This is a genomic window from Delftia sp. (assembly GCF_059499305.1).
Genome location: NZ_JCABYI010000030.1, coordinates 182,190 through 199,422, shown reverse-complemented (window position 1 = coordinate 199,422; position 17,233 = coordinate 182,190). Strand labels below are relative to the sequence as shown.

Below are 17,233 nucleotides of genomic sequence, written 5' to 3'. Positions count from 1 at the left end.
TGCCGCCGCGCAGCTTCAGTCCAGCAATGCCATGCCCTTGATCTGGGCGAAGACATGCATGCCCGGCGCAATGCCCAGCTGCCGGGCGGAATGCAGGGTGATGCGCGCCAGCAGGCGGGACGGGCCCAGCTGCAGCGAGACCATGACCTGGCCCGGGCCGTCCTCGCGCAGATCCTGCACGGTGGCCGCCAGGATGTTGAGGATGCTGCTGTCTTGCGGGTGCTGCAGGCTCAGGCTCACATCGCGCGCCTGCACGCGCAGCTGCACGCTCTCGCCGATGGGGCGCGGGCGGGCCATGACAAGGCGAAGGCGCCCGCCGTCGAAGGACAGCGTGCTCAGGTGGGCATCCGGATCGTGCTGCCGGATCTGCGCACTGAGCATGGCCGCTGCCGTGTCGCCCATGCTCAGCGGCAGGTCCAGCCGTGCCAGCAGTTCGCTGGTGGCGCCGGCCGCGACGATGCCGCCTGCCTTGAGCAGCACCAGGTGCTGGGCCAGGCGCGCTACCTCGTCGATGGAGTGGCTGACATAGACCACGGGAATGTCGAGTTCACGGCGCAGCTGGTCCAGGTAGGGCAGGACCTCGGCCTTGCGCTGGGCGTCCAGCGCGGCCAGCGGTTCGTCCATGAGCAGCACGCGGGGGCTGGTGGCCAGGGCGCGCGCAATGGCCACGCGCTGGCGCTCGCCGCCCGACAGGGTGGAGGGCATGCGGTCCATCAAATGGCCTATGCCCAGCAGGGACACGGCCTGCTCCTGGGACACCTTGCGCCGCTCGGCGGGCGTGCGCCGCATGCCGTAGTCGATATTGCGCTGCACGCTCAGGTGCGGGAACAGGCTGGCTTCCTGGAACACATAGCCCAGGGCGCGGCGGTGCGTGGGCAGCCACTGGCTGGCCGCATCGTCCTGCCAGACCTCGCCATTGACGGCGACACGGCCCCGTGCGCGCTCCAGCCCTGCCAGCGCGCGCAGGCAGGTGGTCTTGCCGCAGCCCGAGGGGCCGAACAGGGCGGTGACGCCGCGCCCGGGCAGCTGCAGCAGCACATCGAGGCGGAAGTCGGCACGTTCCAGCGCCAGCGCAGCAAGGATTTGCGAAGGGCTCGCGGCGGGCGGGGCGCCGGCCGAAGCAACGGGAGAGAAGTCAGTCATCATGCGCGGCGCTCCTCGCGCGGCTGCAACAGGTGCAGGGCCAGCAGCACCAGGAAGGAGAACACCACCATGCCGCCGGCCAGCCAGTGGGCGTGGGCGTACTCCATGGCCTCCACGTGGTCGTAGATCTGCACCGAGACCACGCGCGTCACGCCGGGGATATTGCCGCCCAGCATCAGCACCACGCCGAACTCGCCCACGGTGTGCGCGAAGGTCAGCACGGCTGCGGTGATGAAGCCCGGCCGCGCCAACGGCAGCGCCACGGTGAAGAAGCGGTCCAGCGGCCCCGCGCCCAGGCTGGCCGCGGCCTCCATGGGGCGCGTGCCCAGCGACTCGAAGGCGCGCTGCAGCGGCTGCACCGTGAACGGCAGGGAATACACCAGGGACCCGATGACCAGGCCTGCAAAGGTGAAGGGCAGGGTGCCCAGCCCCAGCGCCTGCGTCAACTGGCCCACGGGGCCATTGGGCCCCATGGTCACCAGCAGGTAGAAGCCGATCACCGTGGGTGGCAGCACCAGGGGCAGCGCCACCACGGCGCCAATCGGGCCGCGCCAGCGCGAGCGCGTATGGGCCAGCCACCAGGCCAGCGGCGTGCACAGCGCCAGCAGCAGCACCGTGGTCACGCTGGCAAGTTTCAGCGTCAGACGTATGGCGGCGTAGTCGTCGGCGGTAAGAATCATGCTGGAAGAATTCAGTGGTTCGCAGCGCTGGTGTCGTCCCCCTACCGCGCAGCGGGAGGGGGGAAGGCGCGTCAGCGCCTCAGGGGGAGCCTAGAGCCCGTAGCCGTAGGAGCGAATGATGGCACGCGCTTTATCAGCACGCAGGTACTTCATCAGCTCGGTGGCGGCTTCGTTGTCCTTGCCGCTGTTGAGCACGATGGCGTCCTGGCGGATGGGCTCGTGCATGGCGGCGGGCACCTGCCAGGCCGAGCCTTCGCGCAGCTTGCCGTTTTCCATCACCTGCGACAGGGCCACGAAGCCCAGCTGGGCATTGCCCGTGGCCGCGAACTGGTAGGTCTGGGCGATGTTCTCGCCCATGACGATGCGCGGCTGCACCTGGGCCGTGATGCCCAGCTTGTCCAGCACTTCCATGGCGGCCGTGCCGTAGGGCGCGAGCTTGGGGTTGGCCACGGCGATGTGCCTGTAGTCGCCGGTCTTGAGGACCTCGCCCTTGTCGTCCACATAGCCGGGCTTGGGGCTCCACAGCACGAGCTGGCCGATGGCGTAGGTGAAGCGCGAGTCGGGCAGGCCACGGCCTTCCTTGACGATCTTTCCGGGCGTGGTGTCGTCGGCGGCCAGCAGGATCTGGAAGGGCGCGCCGTTGACGATCTGCGCATAGAACTTGCCCGTGGCGCCGAAGGACAGCAGGGCCTTGTGCCCGGTGTCCTTCTCGAACTCGGCGGCGATCTTCTGCATGGGCGCCGTGAAGTTGGCGGCAACGGCCACCGACACTTCGGCAGCCTGCGCAGCGACACCGCCCAACAGGGCAAGGGCGGCAAAGGCGGTGGCACGCAGGGGCTGGTTCACGTTCATGGGTCTCTCGCTATTCCGTTGGTGAATAGCGCAGTGTAGCGACCTGAAAATGCGCATGCAGGGTGCAGGCGTTTTGCTTGGCGGGAAATAACGCTTGGCGGGCATGATGTCGCGCATGACTGCCGATGCTCCTGCTTCACCCTCCGATCTGGCGCCCGCGCTGGGCCATGACCTGGCTGACCGCCGCCTCGCCATCCTGCGCCATATCGCAGCAGGGCATTCGATTTCACAAGCGGCGCGCGAGGCCGGCGTCAGCTACAAGGCGGCATGGCAGGCGCTGGATGTGCTGACCAATCTCGCGGGCTGTGCCCTGGTGGAGCGCTCGGTCGGCGGCGCCGGCGGCGGCGGCGCGCGCATCACCGCAGCCGGGCAGTCCCTGCTGGCCATGGCCGATGCGCTGGAGCAGGCCCGTGCACAGGTGCTGCAGCGCTTTGGCGGGCCGGCCGGCGTTTCCTCGGCGGCTCCCGGACTGGGGCTGGGCCTGCGCACCAGCATGCGCAATCTGTGGCCTTGCCGGGTCGGTGCACTGCAGGCGCAGGGTGCCCAGGTCCGCGTCTGGATGCTGCCCGATGGCGGTGGCGATGCACCAGGCATTGCCGCACGCATCACCGCCGAAAGCGCCCAGTTGCTGGGCCTGGCCCCTGGCCTGCCCGTGATGGCGTTGTGCAAGGCCACTGCCGTCCAGGTGCTGCCAGTGGCGCCGCTGGCCGGTGCGCAGGGCCTGGCCAATGCCTGGCCTGCCAAGGTGCAACGCCTGGCCCGTGCCGAGGGGGACGGACCGCGCGAAGTGGTGGCCAGGCTGCCCTGGGGCGGCAGCGGCGTGGGGTATGCGGCGCAGCAGGCGCAAGGCGAGCCCTGGACGCTGCGCACAGGACGCAAGGTCTGGCTGTCGGTGCCGGAGTCCGCCGTGGTGCTGGCCGTGGCCGACTGACACGACTGACCTGACAGGGTCGATTGAGCTGATTGGGCCGATTGGGCGTCGAGAAGGCCGCAGCGCGTTGCGCGTGCGCTGCAGTGGCTGCAGATTCGGACGGGTCTTATGGCGCATCCCGGGCGGGATACGAAAAATTGTGCCGCAGCGCAACCTGCGCGCTCCGGTGGCGCAGGCTTTCCCGGCGACCGATCCATCGAAACCTCCCTGGCCCTCATGAGCATCCTGAAATTGCGCAGGCAAGAGAAAGTGGCGTTCTACACCGCCTTGCTGTGTTCGTCCGTCGCGGCGTTCATCTTCTTCGCGTCCAAGGACGTGGCGGACAGTCTGGAGCAGCGGCTGGGTGCGCTGGCCATCTGCATCGTCATCAGCGCCGTGGTGACCCTGTTCAATCACTGGTGGTTCAGATTCTGGGGCTGGCACCTGGTGCCGGTCACCCTGCTCCTGTTCTATGGCGGCACGCTGGTCGCAGGCTGGCTGTTTGGCGGTCGATGATCGCGATGGCGCCGAAGGGGAACCTGCCGCAATGCTTTGCGTCGAAGAGCCTTTGCGACTGCCTCCCAGGCCTCACACGGCCTTGCCCCTGCCATGAAGACCACCCTGTCCGCCGCCCTGATCTGCCTGTTCCTGTCTGCCCCGGCCCTGGCCCGTCCGCTGGACCCGGCGCCGCTGGATGCCTCGCAGTTCAACCTGGGACTGGTCGGCCTTGCCGGCGAGATTTCGCCAGCGGAGCAGCATCTGGAGGCCATGCTCAGGCGGCCCGAGGCCAATGCCGTCCTGCTGTCGGTGATCGACGATCCGCGAAGCTCGCCCGTGGCCAAGCTCTATGCGCTGTGCGGGCTCAAGCGCATGGGCAGCGGCGGCTACGAGGCAGCGCTGGTCAAGCTGCGCGGCTTCGAGGGCCAGGTTTCCGTGATGCTGGGCGACCAGATGTTCCAGGAAGACATCCGAGAGGCGGCAGACCGCATCGAAAACCTGGAATGCAGCGAGGGCGGCTGAGCCCCTGGCCGGCCGGTCCCGGGACAAAAAAAGAGCTGCCATCGGCAGCTCTTTGCATGGCAGGGCCGTTGCCCGCACCGCTCAGGACAGCTCGCGCCCCTTGAGTTCGGGGATCAGAAAGGCCGTGGCCAGCATGTCCAGCACATAGATGGCTGCCAGCAGGGCGATGGCCACCTGGAACGAATAGCTCATGGCCAGCGCACCGATCACCACCGGGCCCAGTCCGCCCACGGCGCGGCCGATGTTGAACAGCACGTTCTGCGCGGTGGCGCGCGCCTCGGTGGGATAGGCCTCGCTCATCACGGCGCCGTAGCCGCCCATCATTCCATTGACGAACAGGCCCATGAGGGCCCCCGCCCAGAGCATGGCCGCAGGGTCGGACAGCTGTGAATAGAGCACGACCATGATGACCGAGCCCAGCTGGAAGATCAGGAAGCTGGGCTTGCGGCCGATGCGGTCGGCCAGCTGGCCGAAGACCCAGATGCCGACCATCATTCCCACCACGGTCACGGCAGTCCAGATCGAAGACTTGGTCAGGCTGAAGCCCAGTTGCTTGGACAGGAAGCTGGGCATCCAGATCATGATGCCGTAGTAGCCGAAGTTCTGGACCGAGGTCAGCACGATCACACCCAGGCTGACCTTGGCCGTGGCGCGGTCCTTCACCAGCAGCTTCAGGCTTTGCAGCACCGGCACGCGGGCCGAGGGCGTGGCGGACTGCTGGCGCTTCACGAAGACCTCGGGCTCGTGCAGCTTGTTGCGGATCACCCAGGCCACCACGGCCGGGATCACGCCCACCAGGAACATGCCGCGCCAGCCTATGAGGGGCAGCAGCAGCGGCGTCAGCAGCGCCGCGCCCAGCACGCCCATCTGCCAGCCCAGGGCCACGTAGGACGAGACGCGCGCGCGGTGGCGGGCAGGCCAGGCCTCGGCGGCCAGTGCCATGCCGATGCCGAACTCGCCGCCCAGGCCGATGCCCGCAATCGTGCGGTAGGCCAGCAGATCCCAGTAGCCCTGCGCGAAGGCGCACAGGCCCGTGAAGACTGCGAACAGCATGATGGTCCAGGTCAGCACGCGGATGCGCCCGTAGCGGTCGCTGAGCAGGCCGAAGAAGATGCCGCCGAACACGGCACCGATCAGCGTCCAGGTCACCAGCGAGCCGGCCTGGCCCGGCGTGAGGTGCAGGTCGGCCGAGATGGCCGACAGCATGAAGCCCAGGATCAGCAGGTCGAAGCCGTCCATGGCATAGCCGACGGCCGAGCCGGCCAGGGCCTTCCAGCTGTAGCCATTGACCTGGGTGGCATGGGCGCCGGCATGCGTGTCTGTGCTGGCGCCGGCAGCATTGGCTGCGAGCGCCCCGGAGGAAGTGGTGGTCACGTGAAGATCCTTGAAAGCCAGGACGGCGCGCGCTCTCGCTGGGGTGCGGCACCACGCAAAACGCCTGCGCCGCCGGCTGAGCCGGCGTGCGGGCACGCTGCGCGTGTGCTGCATCCTGGGAAGGCGATGGGCACGGGAGTCCTGGTGGGAAAACAAGCTGGGCGGCCGGCATGCCGGGGCATGGCAGGGGCTGCGCGCAAAGACAGAGCGCAAGGTGCAGCGCCAAAAGACCGCTTCTGCAAAAAGCGAAAGCCCTGAAATCGGCTGGGCGATCAGGGCTTGGAGGCTGCGGGCAGGCCCGGTGAAAAGGGCGCTCCCATGCGGGCGGGCGCAATGGTAAGGGAAGTGGCCGGACAAGGCAAGTAGGGCAGTCTTGCCAGACAGCTTCTACGGCATGGACGGCTGGTACTGCCCGGCGGGCGCGGGACGGATTCGGGTGTTGCGCGGATGCAGCAGCCCCTGTGCTGCCGATGGCCCAGACAATTGAAGAAACGATAATGAGAACAAATCGCATTCGCTTTCTCTTCATACCCTTCGACCCATCGGAGGGCATGGCGAGGAAGTTTTTTTATTGCCGTATTGCTGTTCTCCCGGAGCATTTCATGCCACTGCATCGCCTTCAACCCGGCCATCGCCCTGCGCCTCTTGCGCTGGCCATCTCCCTTGCCATCGGCGCCCTGTCCGCTCAGGCTCAGGCATTGCCGGACACGCAGAACCCGGCCACGCTGCCCACGGTCAACGTGATCTCCAACCAGTTGGGCGAGGTGACCGAAGGCTCGGGCTCCTATACGCCGGGCACCATTGCCACAGCCACGCGCATGGTGCTGACGCCGCGCGAGACGCCGCAGTCCATCAGCGTGGTCACACGCCAGAAGATGGATGACTTCAACCTCACATCCATCGACCAGGTGATGGAGCACACGCCCGGCATCAGCATCGTCACCTATGACAGCGAGCGCACCGAGTACTACGCCCGCGGCTTCGCCATCCAGAACTTCCAGTACGACGGCATTCCGATGATGCGCGACTCCGCGTACTCGGCCGGCAACACCCTCAGCGACATGGCGATCTATGACCGCGTCGAGGTGCTCAAGGGCGCAACCGGCCTGCTCACGGGCAGCGGCACTCCGGGCGCGACCATCAACCTGATCCGCAAGAAGCCCACGCGCGATTTCCGCGGGCATGCGTCCATCTCTGCGGGCAGTTGGAGCAACTACCGCACCGAGGTGGATGTGGGCGGCGCACTCAATGCAAGCGGCAGCGTGCGCGCGCGTGGCGTGGCCGCCTACCAGGACAAGGACTCGTTCATGGACCGCTATTCGCGCAAGACCGCGACGCTCTACGGCATTGTGGAAATGGACCTGACGCCACGCACTTTGCTGACGCTGGGCGGCGATGCGCAGAACAACCGTCCGGTCAACTCCACCTGGGGCGGCATTCCGCTGCTCAATGCCGATGGCCAATTCAATGACATGCCTCGCTCGCACAACAACGGCACGCGCTGGAGCCGCTGGGACCAGTACACGCGCACGGCCTTTGCCACGCTGGAGCACAGCTTCAGCAACGGCTGGGTGGCCAAGGCGCAGTTCAACCACCAGATCAACGGCTACAACGCCAACCTGGGCGCGGCGGCTGCGGGCTTCCCCAACCCGGCCGACGGCTCCGGCGTGTCGCTGTGGCGCGGCCAGTACATAGGCCGCACCACCAGCAATGCGCTCGATGCCTACGCCAGCGGGCCCTTCTCGCTGGGCGGGCGCGAGCACGAACTGGTGCTGGGCGCCAGCGTAGCGAGGCGCCACTGGAAGAACGATGGCTACTGGCAGCTGCCCGCCGACTATGTGTCCACGGTCAATGACTACTACCACTGGAATGGCGATTCGCGCCTGCCGGTGTGGGGCGCCTCACCCGACTACGTGAACAGCGAAGTGACCAAGGAGCAGGGCTTGTACACGGCGGCGCGCTGGAACCTGGCGGCCGACCTCAAGCTGATCACGGGCGGGCGCTGGTCCAACTATCGCAACCAGGTGCAGGGTCAGCGCGAGACCGGCGTTTTCGTGCCCTATGTGGGCGCGATCTACGACCTCAATGGCAACTATTCGGTCTACGCCAGCTACACCAGCATCTTCAGCCCGCAGTCCAAGCAAAACGAGAGCGGCAAGGCGCTGGACCCGCTGCGCGGCAACAACGCCGAGGTCGGCGTCAAGGCGGCCTTCATGGACGGCCGCCTCAATGCATCGGCGGCGCTGTTCCAGCTTCAGCAAGACAACTTCGGTATCGAGACCGGCGGCCTGACGCCCGGCGGCGCCCCGGCCTACCGGGCCGTCGATGGCGTCAGGACGCGCGGCTTCGAGGCGGAGATATCCGGCCAGATCACGCCCGCCTGGCAACTGCAGGCCGGTTTCTCGCATGCCATTTCGCGCGACCAAGGCAAGCGCGTGGCCACGCTCACGCCCTCCAACCAGTTCAGCCTGCACACCAGCTACAGGCTGGACGGCCCGCTTTCCGGCCTGACGGTGGGCGGCGGCGCGCGCTGGCAGGACAAGACCTGGGGCGACATCTCCACGCCATCGGGCGGCACGGCCGTTCACACCGTCAAGGGCTACTGGCTGCTGGACATGATGGCGCGCTACGAGTTCAGCAAACAGCTGTCGGCCACCGTCAACGTGCGCAACCTGCTGGACAAGAAGTACTACACCATCTTCAGCTACTACAGCACCTACACCTGGGGCGAGCCACGCTCGGTGAATGTCAGCCTGAACTACAAGTTCTGAGGCCGGGCCCGCGCTGCGCCAGCGCGGGGTCTTTGGCCCTGGCGCCAAGGGCGCCGTGCTAGGCTGGCGCCCGCTGCGGCCCGTGCGCCGCAAGCGCTCCCATTGCCGTCCGTTCACTGCCCGTTGGCCGCCCGGGTCCGTCTATGACCTTGCGGTGCAGTGCGGCGATATCTCGCAGGTTTTGCCAATAAAAACAATTCTCATTACAGTTTGGCATTCCGAGTTCTCCAACCTCCGATCCTTTCTGCCATGCATCCCATCCTGATTGCAGCCGCCCTCGCTTTGGGCGCGGCCGCCCCGATGAGCCAGGCCGCAGCCGCCGGCACCGTTCAACAGCCCGTGAAGAAGAACCTCTCCGTTGCAGAGGTGGTCAAGCATTACGGCACCCTGGTGCACGCCAATTACTCGGATTCCATCAGCTCGGCCAAGACCATGCAGAAAGCCATCGGGGCCTTTCTCGCATCACCCAGCGAACAGGGCCTGAACGATGCGCGCAAGGCCTGGCTGGATGCACGCGAGTACTACGGCCAGACCGAGGCCTTCCGCTTCTACGCCGGTCCCATCGACAACGATGAAGGACCCGAAGGCCAGATCAACGCCTGGCCCATGGACGAGTCCTATGTGGACTATGTGGAAGGCAACCCCAATGCCGGCATCATCAACAACCGCAAGGAAGCCATCACCAAGAAGCGCCTGGCCGAACTCAACGAGCATGACGGCGAGGAGAACGTTTCCACCGGCTGGCACGCCATCGAGTTCATGCTCTGGGGCCAGGACCTGAATGACAAGGGACCGGGCGCGCGTCCGTACACCGACTTCGTCGATGGCAAGAAATCCAATGCCGACCGCCGCCGTGAGTACCTGAAGGTGGTGACCGAGTTGCTGATCGAGGATCTGCAGTCGGTGGCCGACCAGTGGAAGCCCGGCTCGGCCAAGAATTTCCGCGCCCAGTTCGAGAAAAAGCCCGACGACGCGCTGCGCCGCATCTTCGTGGGCCTGGGTTCGCTGTCGCGCGGCGAGCTGGCCGGCGAGCGCCTGGAAGTGGCCCTGGCCAGCCGCGACCAGGAAGACGAGCACTCCTGCTTCTCGGACAACACGCATCGCGATGCCGTGACCAATGCCCAGGGCATCCTCAACGTCTGGCAGGGCAGCTACAAGCGCCTGGACGGCAGCGAGCTGCAAGGCCCGGGCATCAGGGACTGGGTGGCCTCCAAGGACAGCGCGCTGGCCGACAGGACCACGCGCCAGATCACGCAGTCGGTGCAGGCGGCCCAGGCCATTCCCGCGCCGTTCGACCAGGCCATCCAGGGCGCGCGCGACTCGGCCTCGCGCGCCAAGATCCAGGCCACCATCGATAGCCTGGTCCAGCAGAGCAAGGACCTGGTGGAGGCGGCCAATGCCGTCGGCATCACCCAGCTCAACCTGGTGGACCCCAAGGCCAACTAAAAGAACATTCACCCCAAGCGTCCAACCCCTCTCACGCCCATGCGCCAAGGCCGCCGCCCCCGAAAGGGTTCGGCGGCCATGGCATTTGCAGGGTCGCCCTCACCATGAAATTTTCCCCATTGCTGCTGGCCGCAGCCTGCCTGAGTCTGCTGGGTTGCTCGGCGCAACAGCAGGAGTCCAAGGCTGCCGCGCCGCCAGAGCCGATGCCCGCGTCCACGCCTGCGGCGCAACTGCTGTTCGCGGCACCGGGCGAGCCGCTGCCCCCGGGTGGCCAGACCACGGTCCACGCCACGGGCCGCAACGCCTTCTCGCTGCCTGCCGCCAACCTGGACGATGCCGAGCGCACGCGCTTCGTCATCGGCAACTCCTTCTTCAAGCGCAACTGGGTGCAGGCGCCGGCCTCCACCACGGCGCGCGATGGCCTGGGCCCGCACTTCCTGGCGCGCTCCTGCGGCGGCTGCCATGTGCAGGATGGCCGTGCCCAGCCGCCCGACTTCCACAACCCGCTCAAGCCCCAGCCGTTCGCGGGCCTGCTCATGCGGCTGTCCATTCCGGGCGAAGGCCCGCACGGCAGCCCGGTGCCGGACCCGGTCTATGGCGACCAGTTCAACACCGAGGGCGTGCTGGGCGTCAAGGGCGAGGGCCAGCTTCGCATCCGCTATGAACAGGTGCATGGCCGCTTTGCCGACGGCACGGCCTACACGCTGGAAAAGCCGGTCTACGAGCTGGCTGCGCTCAACTACGGCCCCCTCGCTGCCAACCTGATGACCAGCCCGCGCATTGCGCCCCAGGTCATCGGCCTGGGCCTGCTGGAGCACATCCCGGAGTCCGAGATCCTGGCCAACGCTGCCGCCCAGGCGGCCCTGGGCGGTCCCATCAAGGGCCAGCCCAACTATGTCTGGGATGCCTACGGCGAACGCATGATGCTGGGCCGCTTCGGCTGGAAGGCCAACGTGGCCTCCATTGCCCACCAGACGGCTTCGGCCTTCCTGGGCGATATCGGCATCACATCGAAGCGTTTCCCGCACCAGACCTGCACGCCCGCGCAAAAGGACTGCCTGGCCGCGCCCAACGGCAACGGCGCCGAAGGCGTGGAGATCGAGGACCGCGTGCTGGACGACGTGATCTTCTACCAGGCCACGCTGGCGCCGCCTGCACGGCGCAACGCCAGCGACCCTGCCGTGCGCCGTGGCGAGGCACTGTTCCACCAAGCCCAATGTGCGCAGTGCCACCGGCCTTCGTACAAGACGGGCGGGGCGCTGTTCCCGGCGCTGTCGCCGGCACTCAGCAGCAAGGGGTTGTCGGGCCAGACCATTGCGCCCTACACCGACCTGCTGCTGCACGACATGGGCGATGCGCTGGCCGACGGCCGGCCCGACTTCAAGGCCTCAGGCCGCCAGTGGCGCACGCCGCCGCTGTGGGGCATAGGCCTGCTGCCCGATGTCAACAACCACCAGCGCCTGCTGCACGACGGCCGTGCGCGCGGCGTGCTGGAAGCCATCCTCTGGCACGGCGGCGAGGCCGAAGCCGCGCGCGAACAGGTGCGCCAGTTCAGCGCCGAAGACCGTGAAGCCCTGGTCAAATTTGTGGAGTCCCTCTGATGCAAGACATGCGCATGACCCCTCGCCAAATCCTTTGTGCCGCCGCGCTGGCGCTGCTGGCCACCACCCCGGCCCAGGCCCAGGAAGTGGAGGCCAACATGGCCATCCCCTTCTACAACACGGCCCATGCCGTGCAGGGGCTGTATGGCCAATGGTTCTCGCCCCAGGCCAAGGCCGCGCAGGCATCCGCCCAGGCGCTGAGCCAGGCGCTGCGCGCGCACTGCACGGCACCTGCGGCACCTGCGGGATCGGCTGCCGCCACGCTGCAGACGGCGCGCCAGGCCTATGTGCAATCGTCGCGGCAGTGGAGCAGCTTCTCGGCCGTGGCCCTGGGGCCGCTGGTGGAGCGCCGCTCGGCGCGTCTGGTGGACTTCCGCCCCATGCGCCCGGCTCTGCTCAAGAAGGCCATACAGTCGGCCCCCGCCGATCTGGCTGCCATGGAGCGCATCGGTGCACCCGCCAAGGGATACCCGGCGCTCGAGAACCTGCTGTGGACCCAGCCCGTAGAGCCGCAGACGCCGGCTTGCGCCTATGCCACCCTGGTGGCCGAGGAAATCGGCGCCGAGATGGGCATCCTCAGCAATGGCTTTGCCAAGCTCGCGACCCAGGATTGGTCCGAGGATGGCGATGCCACCACCGAAGCCATGGCCGAGTTCATCAACCAGTGGGTGGGCGGCCTGGAGCGCCTGCGCTGGGCGGACATGGAAAAGCCCTTGCGCAGTGCGGGCAGTGCAGGCAGCAAGCCCCCCGCCTGGGAGCACCTGGCCAGCGGCAGCACCGTCGAGGTCTGGCGCGCGCACTGGCAGGGCCTGCGCACGCTGGCCGTGAGCGTGGACCGCAAGGTGCCCCGGCCCGGCGTGGACATCGTGCCCATCGAGTCCTACCTGCGCGGCCGTGGCCTCAACCCGCTGGCCGACCGCTGGCTCAAGGCCGTCAACGAGGCCGATGCCGGCATGCGTGCCCTGACCGAGCCGAGTGCCAAGGCCGTCGATGCCGCGACCAAGCCGCTTTCGCGCCTCAAGCGCCTCATGGAAGGCGAGGTGGCGCCTGCGCTGGAAGTCAACATCGGGTTCTCGGATGCCGACGGGGATTGAGCAGGCGCTGAATCGCCGCCGCTGGCTGCAGGGCCTGGGTCTGCTGGCTGCCATGCCGCTGGCAACCTCCCATGCGGCCAGGCCGTCTGGACCGGCACGGTCGCTGGCTGCGGCCTGGATGCAGGGCGAGCAGATGCGTGTCGGCATCGTGCAGGCCAGTGCGCAGGTGGACAGGCCGCTGCAGGTGCTGCAGGCCCTGGATGTGCCCACGCGCGCCCATGGCATGGCCGCGCTGCGCGACGGCTCCGTGGTCTTCGCCAGCCGCCGCCCCGGCGACTGGCTGGTGCGCCTGAAGCCCGGACAGGCCGCCGAGGATGCGCAATGGCAGTGGATAGAGCCCGACCGCTTCTTCAACGGCCATGTCATCGAAAGCGCCGATGGCCGCCATCTCTACACCACCGAGACCGACCTGGAAGATGCCCAGGGCCTGATCGGCGTGCGCGATGCCATCACCTTGGAGAAGATCGCCGAATGGCGCACGGGCGGCATGGACCCGCACCAGCTGCTGCTGGACGCCGACGGCACGCTCATGGTCGCCAACGGCGGCATTCCCACGCAGTCCGAGACCGGCCGGCGCAAGCTGCAGCTGGACCACATGGACTCGTCCATCGCACGGCTGCTGCCGGCAGAAGGCGGCGCCCGTGCCGGCCTTTGGAAGCTGGACGACAGCCGCCTGAGCCTGCGCCACCTGGCCTGGGGCCCGCAGGTCGCCCACGCGCCCGCGCGCCGCTGGCTGGGCATTGCGCTGCAGGCCGAGCACCGCGACACCGAAGCGCGCGCCGCCGCGCCCGTGCTGGCCCTGTTCGATGGCCACCGTTTGCATGCCGTGCCCCTGCCCGAAGGGCGCGATCCCCTGGCCGGCTATGGCGGCGACATCGGTTGCGACGGCCAGCTCTTCGCCGTCAGTTGCCCGCGCGTGAACACCGTCACCTGGTGGCAGGTGCCCGGCAACGGCCAGGCCAGCGGACGCTGGCTGCGTGGCGATGCCATGCCAGGCGTGTACTGCGTGGCCAACGCAAGCGTCTCGCTCGATGCCAACGGCCGGCCCCTGCCTGCCGAGCCCGCGCTGTGGATGGGCGGTGCGCGCCAGGCCCAGCTGCGACAACGCGGCCAGGTGTTGCGCACGGTGGCGGTGCCTGGAATGGCGCTGGACAACCACTGGATTGAGCTGAAGAGCCGCAGCTAGCAGCCGGGGGAGGGCGCCGAGCAGGGTGCGCTCCCGGCGTGCCAGCGCTCTGTTCGTCGGGCAAGAAAAAAGGGTCTACGCTTGCACGTAGACCCTTTTCTTTGTTTGGTGGCGCTTCACGGACTCGAACCGCGGACCTGTGGATTATGATTCCATCGCTCTAACCGACTGAGCTAAAGCGCCGTAAGACCTAAATTATATGCAGAATTTTTGGTCGATCCGGGAAGTTGTGCAAATTTCTCGAAATTTCTTTGCGAGAGGCCTGCAGTGCCTTACCGGAAGACGCGCATTGTAGCGTGTCTTTCAGCAGGTTCAGAGATGTTTGAAGTTTGCGGGGCGCTTGTTGACGAAGGCGTCCATTCCTTCCTTCTGGTCCTGGGTGGCGAACAGCGCGTGGAACAGGCGGCGCTCGAACATGACGCCGTCGGCCAGCGAGCCCTCGAAGGCGCGGTTCACCGATTCCTTGGCCGCCATGACGGCGATCTGCGAGAAGCCGCTGATGATGATGGCGGCGCCCAGGGCTTCGTCCATGAGCTTGTCGAAGGGCACGACGCGGCTGACCAGACCGGCGCGCTCGGCCTCGGTGGCGTCCATCATGCGGGCCGTGAGGGCCATGTCCATGGCCTTGGACTTGCCCACGGCACGTGGCAGGCGCTGCGTGCCGCCGGCGCCGGGGATGACGCCCAGCTTGATTTCCGGCTGGCCGAACTTCGCGTTGTCGGCGGCGATGATGAAGTCGCACATCATCGCCAGCTCGCAGCCGCCGCCCAGGGCAAAGCCGCTGACGGCGGCGATCACGGGCTTGCGGATGCTGCGGATGGTCTCCCAGTTGCGCGTGATGTAGTCGCCCTTGTAGGCGTCGGCAAAGCTGTACTTGGCCATGGCGCCGATGTCGGCGCCGGCCGCAAAGGCTTTCTCGCTGCCGGTGATGATCATGCAGCCGATGGCCTCGTCGGCATCAAAGGCCTGCAGGGCCTGGCCCAGCTCGTTCATAAGCTGGTCGTTGAGCGCGTTGAGCTGCTTGGGGCGGTTGAGCGTGATGATGCCGACCTTGTCGGCTTCGACGCGAACTTCAATCATTTCGTAGGCCAAGGGAGTCTCCTGCTGGGGTTGTCGTCGTGATGCTCAAGAATAACCGGCCAGGGGCGCGGGTGCGCGTGTGTGCACGTGCGCGCCTGCACCGCGTTTCACGGTGTGCCGGGAGCCTGCGGGCTGTCGGCGCGGCCGCCCAGCCAGCGTCCCACGGCCTCTTCGTCGGTGATTTCCAGGGCGAGGTTGCTGGGAGACGGGAGCTGTGGAGCGCTGGAGATGGCAGCTTTTGCATCGCCGTTGTCCGTTTTCTCGACCATGGCGGCCTCGCTCAGCATGGCCGAGCCCCAGGGCAGGGTGAAGGCCAGGATCTGGCGGTCGCGGGCCACCCAGGCCACGACCTCCAGCGCCGTGCCTGCGTACAGCGCCACATCGTCCAGGCGGGTGATGCGCCAGCGTGCGGGCTGTGCATCCTCGGCCCCGGTGGGCAGCTCGATGGCCAGCCATTCGTCGCCGGCCATGAAGCCTGCGCGCTCGGCCAGGCTGCCGCGCAGCACGGTCTTGACGGTGATGCCCTGGCTTTCCTGTACGCGCAGGCCCAGCCGCTGGGCAGTCTGCGCCGGTTCGGCCTTGGCCTGCACGCCCTGGGTGGCCAGCAGCTCGGCCAGCGGCAGGTCGTCGGTGCCGTGCACCCATTGCGTGATCTCGGGGGCGAAGCTGCGCCCGCCCAGGTCCTGCAGCACGGCCAGCACGTCGGCCTCGCGCATGGGGCCGCCCTGGCAGCGCTGCCACAGCGCGCGCATCACGTCGTCCAGCGTGCTGCGGCCTTCGCGGCGCAGTTGCAGGTCCAGGGCCAGCGCGACCAGGCAGCCCTTGGTGTAGTAGCTGACGGTCTGGTTGGGCGTGTTCTCGTCCTGGCGGTAGTACTTGACCCAGGCGTCATAGCTGGCCTGGGCCACGGACTGCAGGCGGCGGCCCGGTGTCTGCAGCACCTGGTTGATGGTGCGCGTGACCAGCTTGAGGTACTGGGCGTTGTCGATCAGGCCGGCGCGGCGCAGCAGCAGGTCGTCGTAGTAGCTGGTGAAGCCTTCGAAGAACCACAGCAGCTCGGTGTAGTTCTCCTGCCCGTAGTCGTAGCGTGCGAATTCTGCGGGGCGCAGGCGCTTGACGTTCCAGGTGTGGAAGTACTCGTGGCTGATCAGGCCGAGCAAGGTGGTGTAGCCCTCGGCGGCCTTGCGCTCGCCCACGCGCGGCAGGTCGCGCCGGCCGCAGATCAGGGCCGTGGAGTTGCGGTGCTCCAGGCCCCCATAGCCGTCATCGACCACGTTGAGCATGAACACATAGCGCTGCATGGGCGCGGGCGTGGCCTGCTCGCCCGTACCGTGCCAGAAGGCCAGCACGGTCTCGCAGATCCTGCGTGCATCGGCAACCAGGCGCGCGCCGTCGAAGCTGGGCGCGGCGCCCGCAACGACGAAGCTGTGCGGCACGCCCGCGGCCACGAAGTCGCCACGCCAGAAGCTGCCCATCTCCACGGGGCAGTCCACCAGTTCGTCGTAGTGGGCAGCGCGGTACAGGCCCCAGCCGCGCGCATCGGCGTCCACGGCGTCCAGGCCGGTGGCCACCTGCCACGATGCCGTGGCGTCCGATGCAAGCAGCTGCAGCGTATGCGGCGTGTCTTCCTGCCCGTGCACGCGCAGGCACAGGCTGGTGCCGTTGAAGAAGCCGCGGCGGCGGTCCAGCCAGGCCGTGCGCACCGAGCTGTCGTAGGCGCAGAACTGGTAGCTGAGCACCAGCGGCACGCCGGCTGCGCAGTCGGCCTGCCAGAGGTTCTTGCCCTGCTGGGCCAGCGCGACGGGACGGCCGTCCTGCTCGGCAGACAGGTCCTGGAGGTTCTTGGAGAACTCCCGCACCAGATAGCTGCCGGGAATCCAGACCGGCAGCGACAGGGTCTGGCCGGCGGCCGGGCGGGCGATGTGCAGCTGCACGCTGAACAGGTGCGCGTCCACATCAAGGGCCTGCACGCGGTAGTGGATGTCCGCTGCGGCAGTGGCAGCGGCGGTGGCGGCGAGGGGAGAGGTCATTCGGGCTCCTGCAGGTGTGGCCTGGAGGCTGCCCGGGCCCGCTGCG

14 protein-coding genes and 1 tRNA gene are annotated in these 17,233 nt (G+C 67.6%); 8 read left to right on the top strand and 7 right to left on the bottom strand.

Features of this window, described 5'->3' with window-relative positions; genetic code table 11:
* Window positions 1-15: 15 nt before the first annotated feature.
* The 3 genes from modC to modA all read right to left on the bottom strand — a co-directional run bounded on the left by modC (window position 16) and on the right by modA (window position 2,675).
* Window positions 16-1,146 carry a molybdenum ABC transporter ATP-binding protein gene (gene modC / locus AC5I49_RS17560; protein ID WP_043790419.1) on the bottom strand — a complete coding sequence of 377 codons (1,131 nt, stop codon included), beginning with the start codon at window positions 1,144-1,146 and terminating at the stop codon, window positions 16-18.
* Window positions 1,143-1,823: a molybdate ABC transporter permease subunit gene (modB, locus tag AC5I49_RS17555; protein ID WP_016453156.1), complete on the bottom strand. Its 681-nt coding sequence runs from the start codon at window positions 1,821-1,823 to the stop codon at window positions 1,143-1,145. Before modB ends, modC begins: the two co-directional genes overlap by 4 nt.
* Window positions 1,824-1,913: 90 nt before the next feature.
* Window positions 1,914-2,675, bottom strand: coding sequence for a molybdate ABC transporter substrate-binding protein (modA, locus tag AC5I49_RS17550; RefSeq protein ID WP_338498170.1), 762 nt, complete (start codon window positions 2,673-2,675; stop codon window positions 1,914-1,916).
* Window positions 2,676-2,778: 103 nt separating this feature from the next.
* On the opposite strand from modA, the gene AC5I49_RS17545 reads away from it, so the two are divergent.
* From AC5I49_RS17545 to AC5I49_RS17535, 3 genes are all read left to right on the top strand, one after another.
* A complete protein-coding gene (locus tag AC5I49_RS17545; RefSeq protein WP_016447981.1) occupies window positions 2,779-3,606 on the top strand; it encodes a TOBE domain-containing protein in 828 nt (275 codons plus the stop codon).
* A gap of 216 nt (window positions 3,607-3,822) precedes the next feature.
* The gene (locus tag AC5I49_RS17540) at window positions 3,823-4,101 is read left to right on the top strand and encodes a hypothetical protein (RefSeq protein WP_495789666.1); all 279 of its coding nucleotides are present in this window, start codon (window positions 3,823-3,825) and stop codon (window positions 4,099-4,101) included.
* 93 nt (window positions 4,102-4,194) lie between these two features.
* Window positions 4,195-4,605, top strand: coding sequence for a hypothetical protein (locus AC5I49_RS17535; RefSeq protein ID WP_016447979.1), 411 nt, complete (start codon window positions 4,195-4,197; stop codon window positions 4,603-4,605).
* Window positions 4,606-4,686: 81 nt separating this feature from the next.
* Here the strand turns inward: AC5I49_RS17535 and AC5I49_RS17530 are convergent, their stop codons facing one another.
* On the bottom strand, window positions 4,687-5,844 hold the full coding sequence (locus tag AC5I49_RS17530; RefSeq protein ID WP_227468451.1) for an MFS transporter: 1,158 nt from the start codon (window positions 5,842-5,844) through the stop codon (window positions 4,687-4,689).
* 737 nt (window positions 5,845-6,581) lie between these two features.
* Between AC5I49_RS17530 and AC5I49_RS17525 the strand changes: the two genes are divergently transcribed.
* The 5 genes from AC5I49_RS17525 to AC5I49_RS17505 all read left to right on the top strand — a co-directional run bounded on the left by AC5I49_RS17525 (window position 6,582) and on the right by AC5I49_RS17505 (window position 14,077).
* The gene (locus AC5I49_RS17525; protein WP_495789665.1) at window positions 6,582-8,750 is read left to right on the top strand and encodes a TonB-dependent siderophore receptor; all 2,169 of its coding nucleotides are present in this window, start codon (window positions 6,582-6,584) and stop codon (window positions 8,748-8,750) included.
* A 249-nt stretch (window positions 8,751-8,999) separates the two neighbouring features.
* Window positions 9,000-10,196, top strand: coding sequence for an imelysin family protein (locus AC5I49_RS17520; RefSeq protein ID WP_495789664.1), 1,197 nt, complete (start codon window positions 9,000-9,002; stop codon window positions 10,194-10,196).
* Window positions 10,197-10,300: 104 nt separating this feature from the next.
* Complete coding sequence (locus AC5I49_RS17515) at window positions 10,301-11,797, top strand: di-heme oxidoreductase family protein (RefSeq protein ID WP_133072296.1); 1,497 nt, start codon at window positions 10,301-10,303, stop codon at window positions 11,795-11,797.
* Window positions 11,797-12,891 (top strand): imelysin family protein, encoded by a 1,095-nt coding sequence (locus tag AC5I49_RS17510; protein WP_126312457.1) that lies wholly within the window; start codon window positions 11,797-11,799, stop codon window positions 12,889-12,891. The genes AC5I49_RS17515 and AC5I49_RS17510 overlap by 1 nt, the downstream gene beginning before the upstream one ends.
* Window positions 12,875-14,077 (top strand): DUF1513 domain-containing protein, encoded by a 1,203-nt coding sequence (locus AC5I49_RS17505; protein WP_495789663.1) that lies wholly within the window; start codon window positions 12,875-12,877, stop codon window positions 14,075-14,077. Before AC5I49_RS17510 ends, AC5I49_RS17505 begins: the two co-directional genes overlap by 17 nt.
* A gap of 106 nt (window positions 14,078-14,183) precedes the next feature.
* On the opposite strand, the gene AC5I49_RS17500 is transcribed toward AC5I49_RS17505, so the two are convergent.
* From AC5I49_RS17500 to AC5I49_RS17490, 3 genes are all read right to left on the bottom strand, one after another.
* Window positions 14,184-14,260, bottom strand: a tRNA-Met gene (locus AC5I49_RS17500).
* A gap of 129 nt (window positions 14,261-14,389) precedes the next feature.
* Window positions 14,390-15,169 carry an enoyl-CoA hydratase gene (locus tag AC5I49_RS17495; protein WP_016447972.1) on the bottom strand — a complete coding sequence of 260 codons (780 nt, stop codon included), beginning with the start codon at window positions 15,167-15,169 and terminating at the stop codon, window positions 14,390-14,392.
* A 95-nt stretch (window positions 15,170-15,264) separates the two neighbouring features.
* Window positions 15,265-17,187 (bottom strand): M61 family metallopeptidase, encoded by a 1,923-nt coding sequence (locus AC5I49_RS17490; RefSeq protein ID WP_495789662.1) that lies wholly within the window; start codon window positions 17,185-17,187, stop codon window positions 15,265-15,267.
* Between the last annotated feature and the right edge of the window lie 46 nt (window positions 17,188-17,233).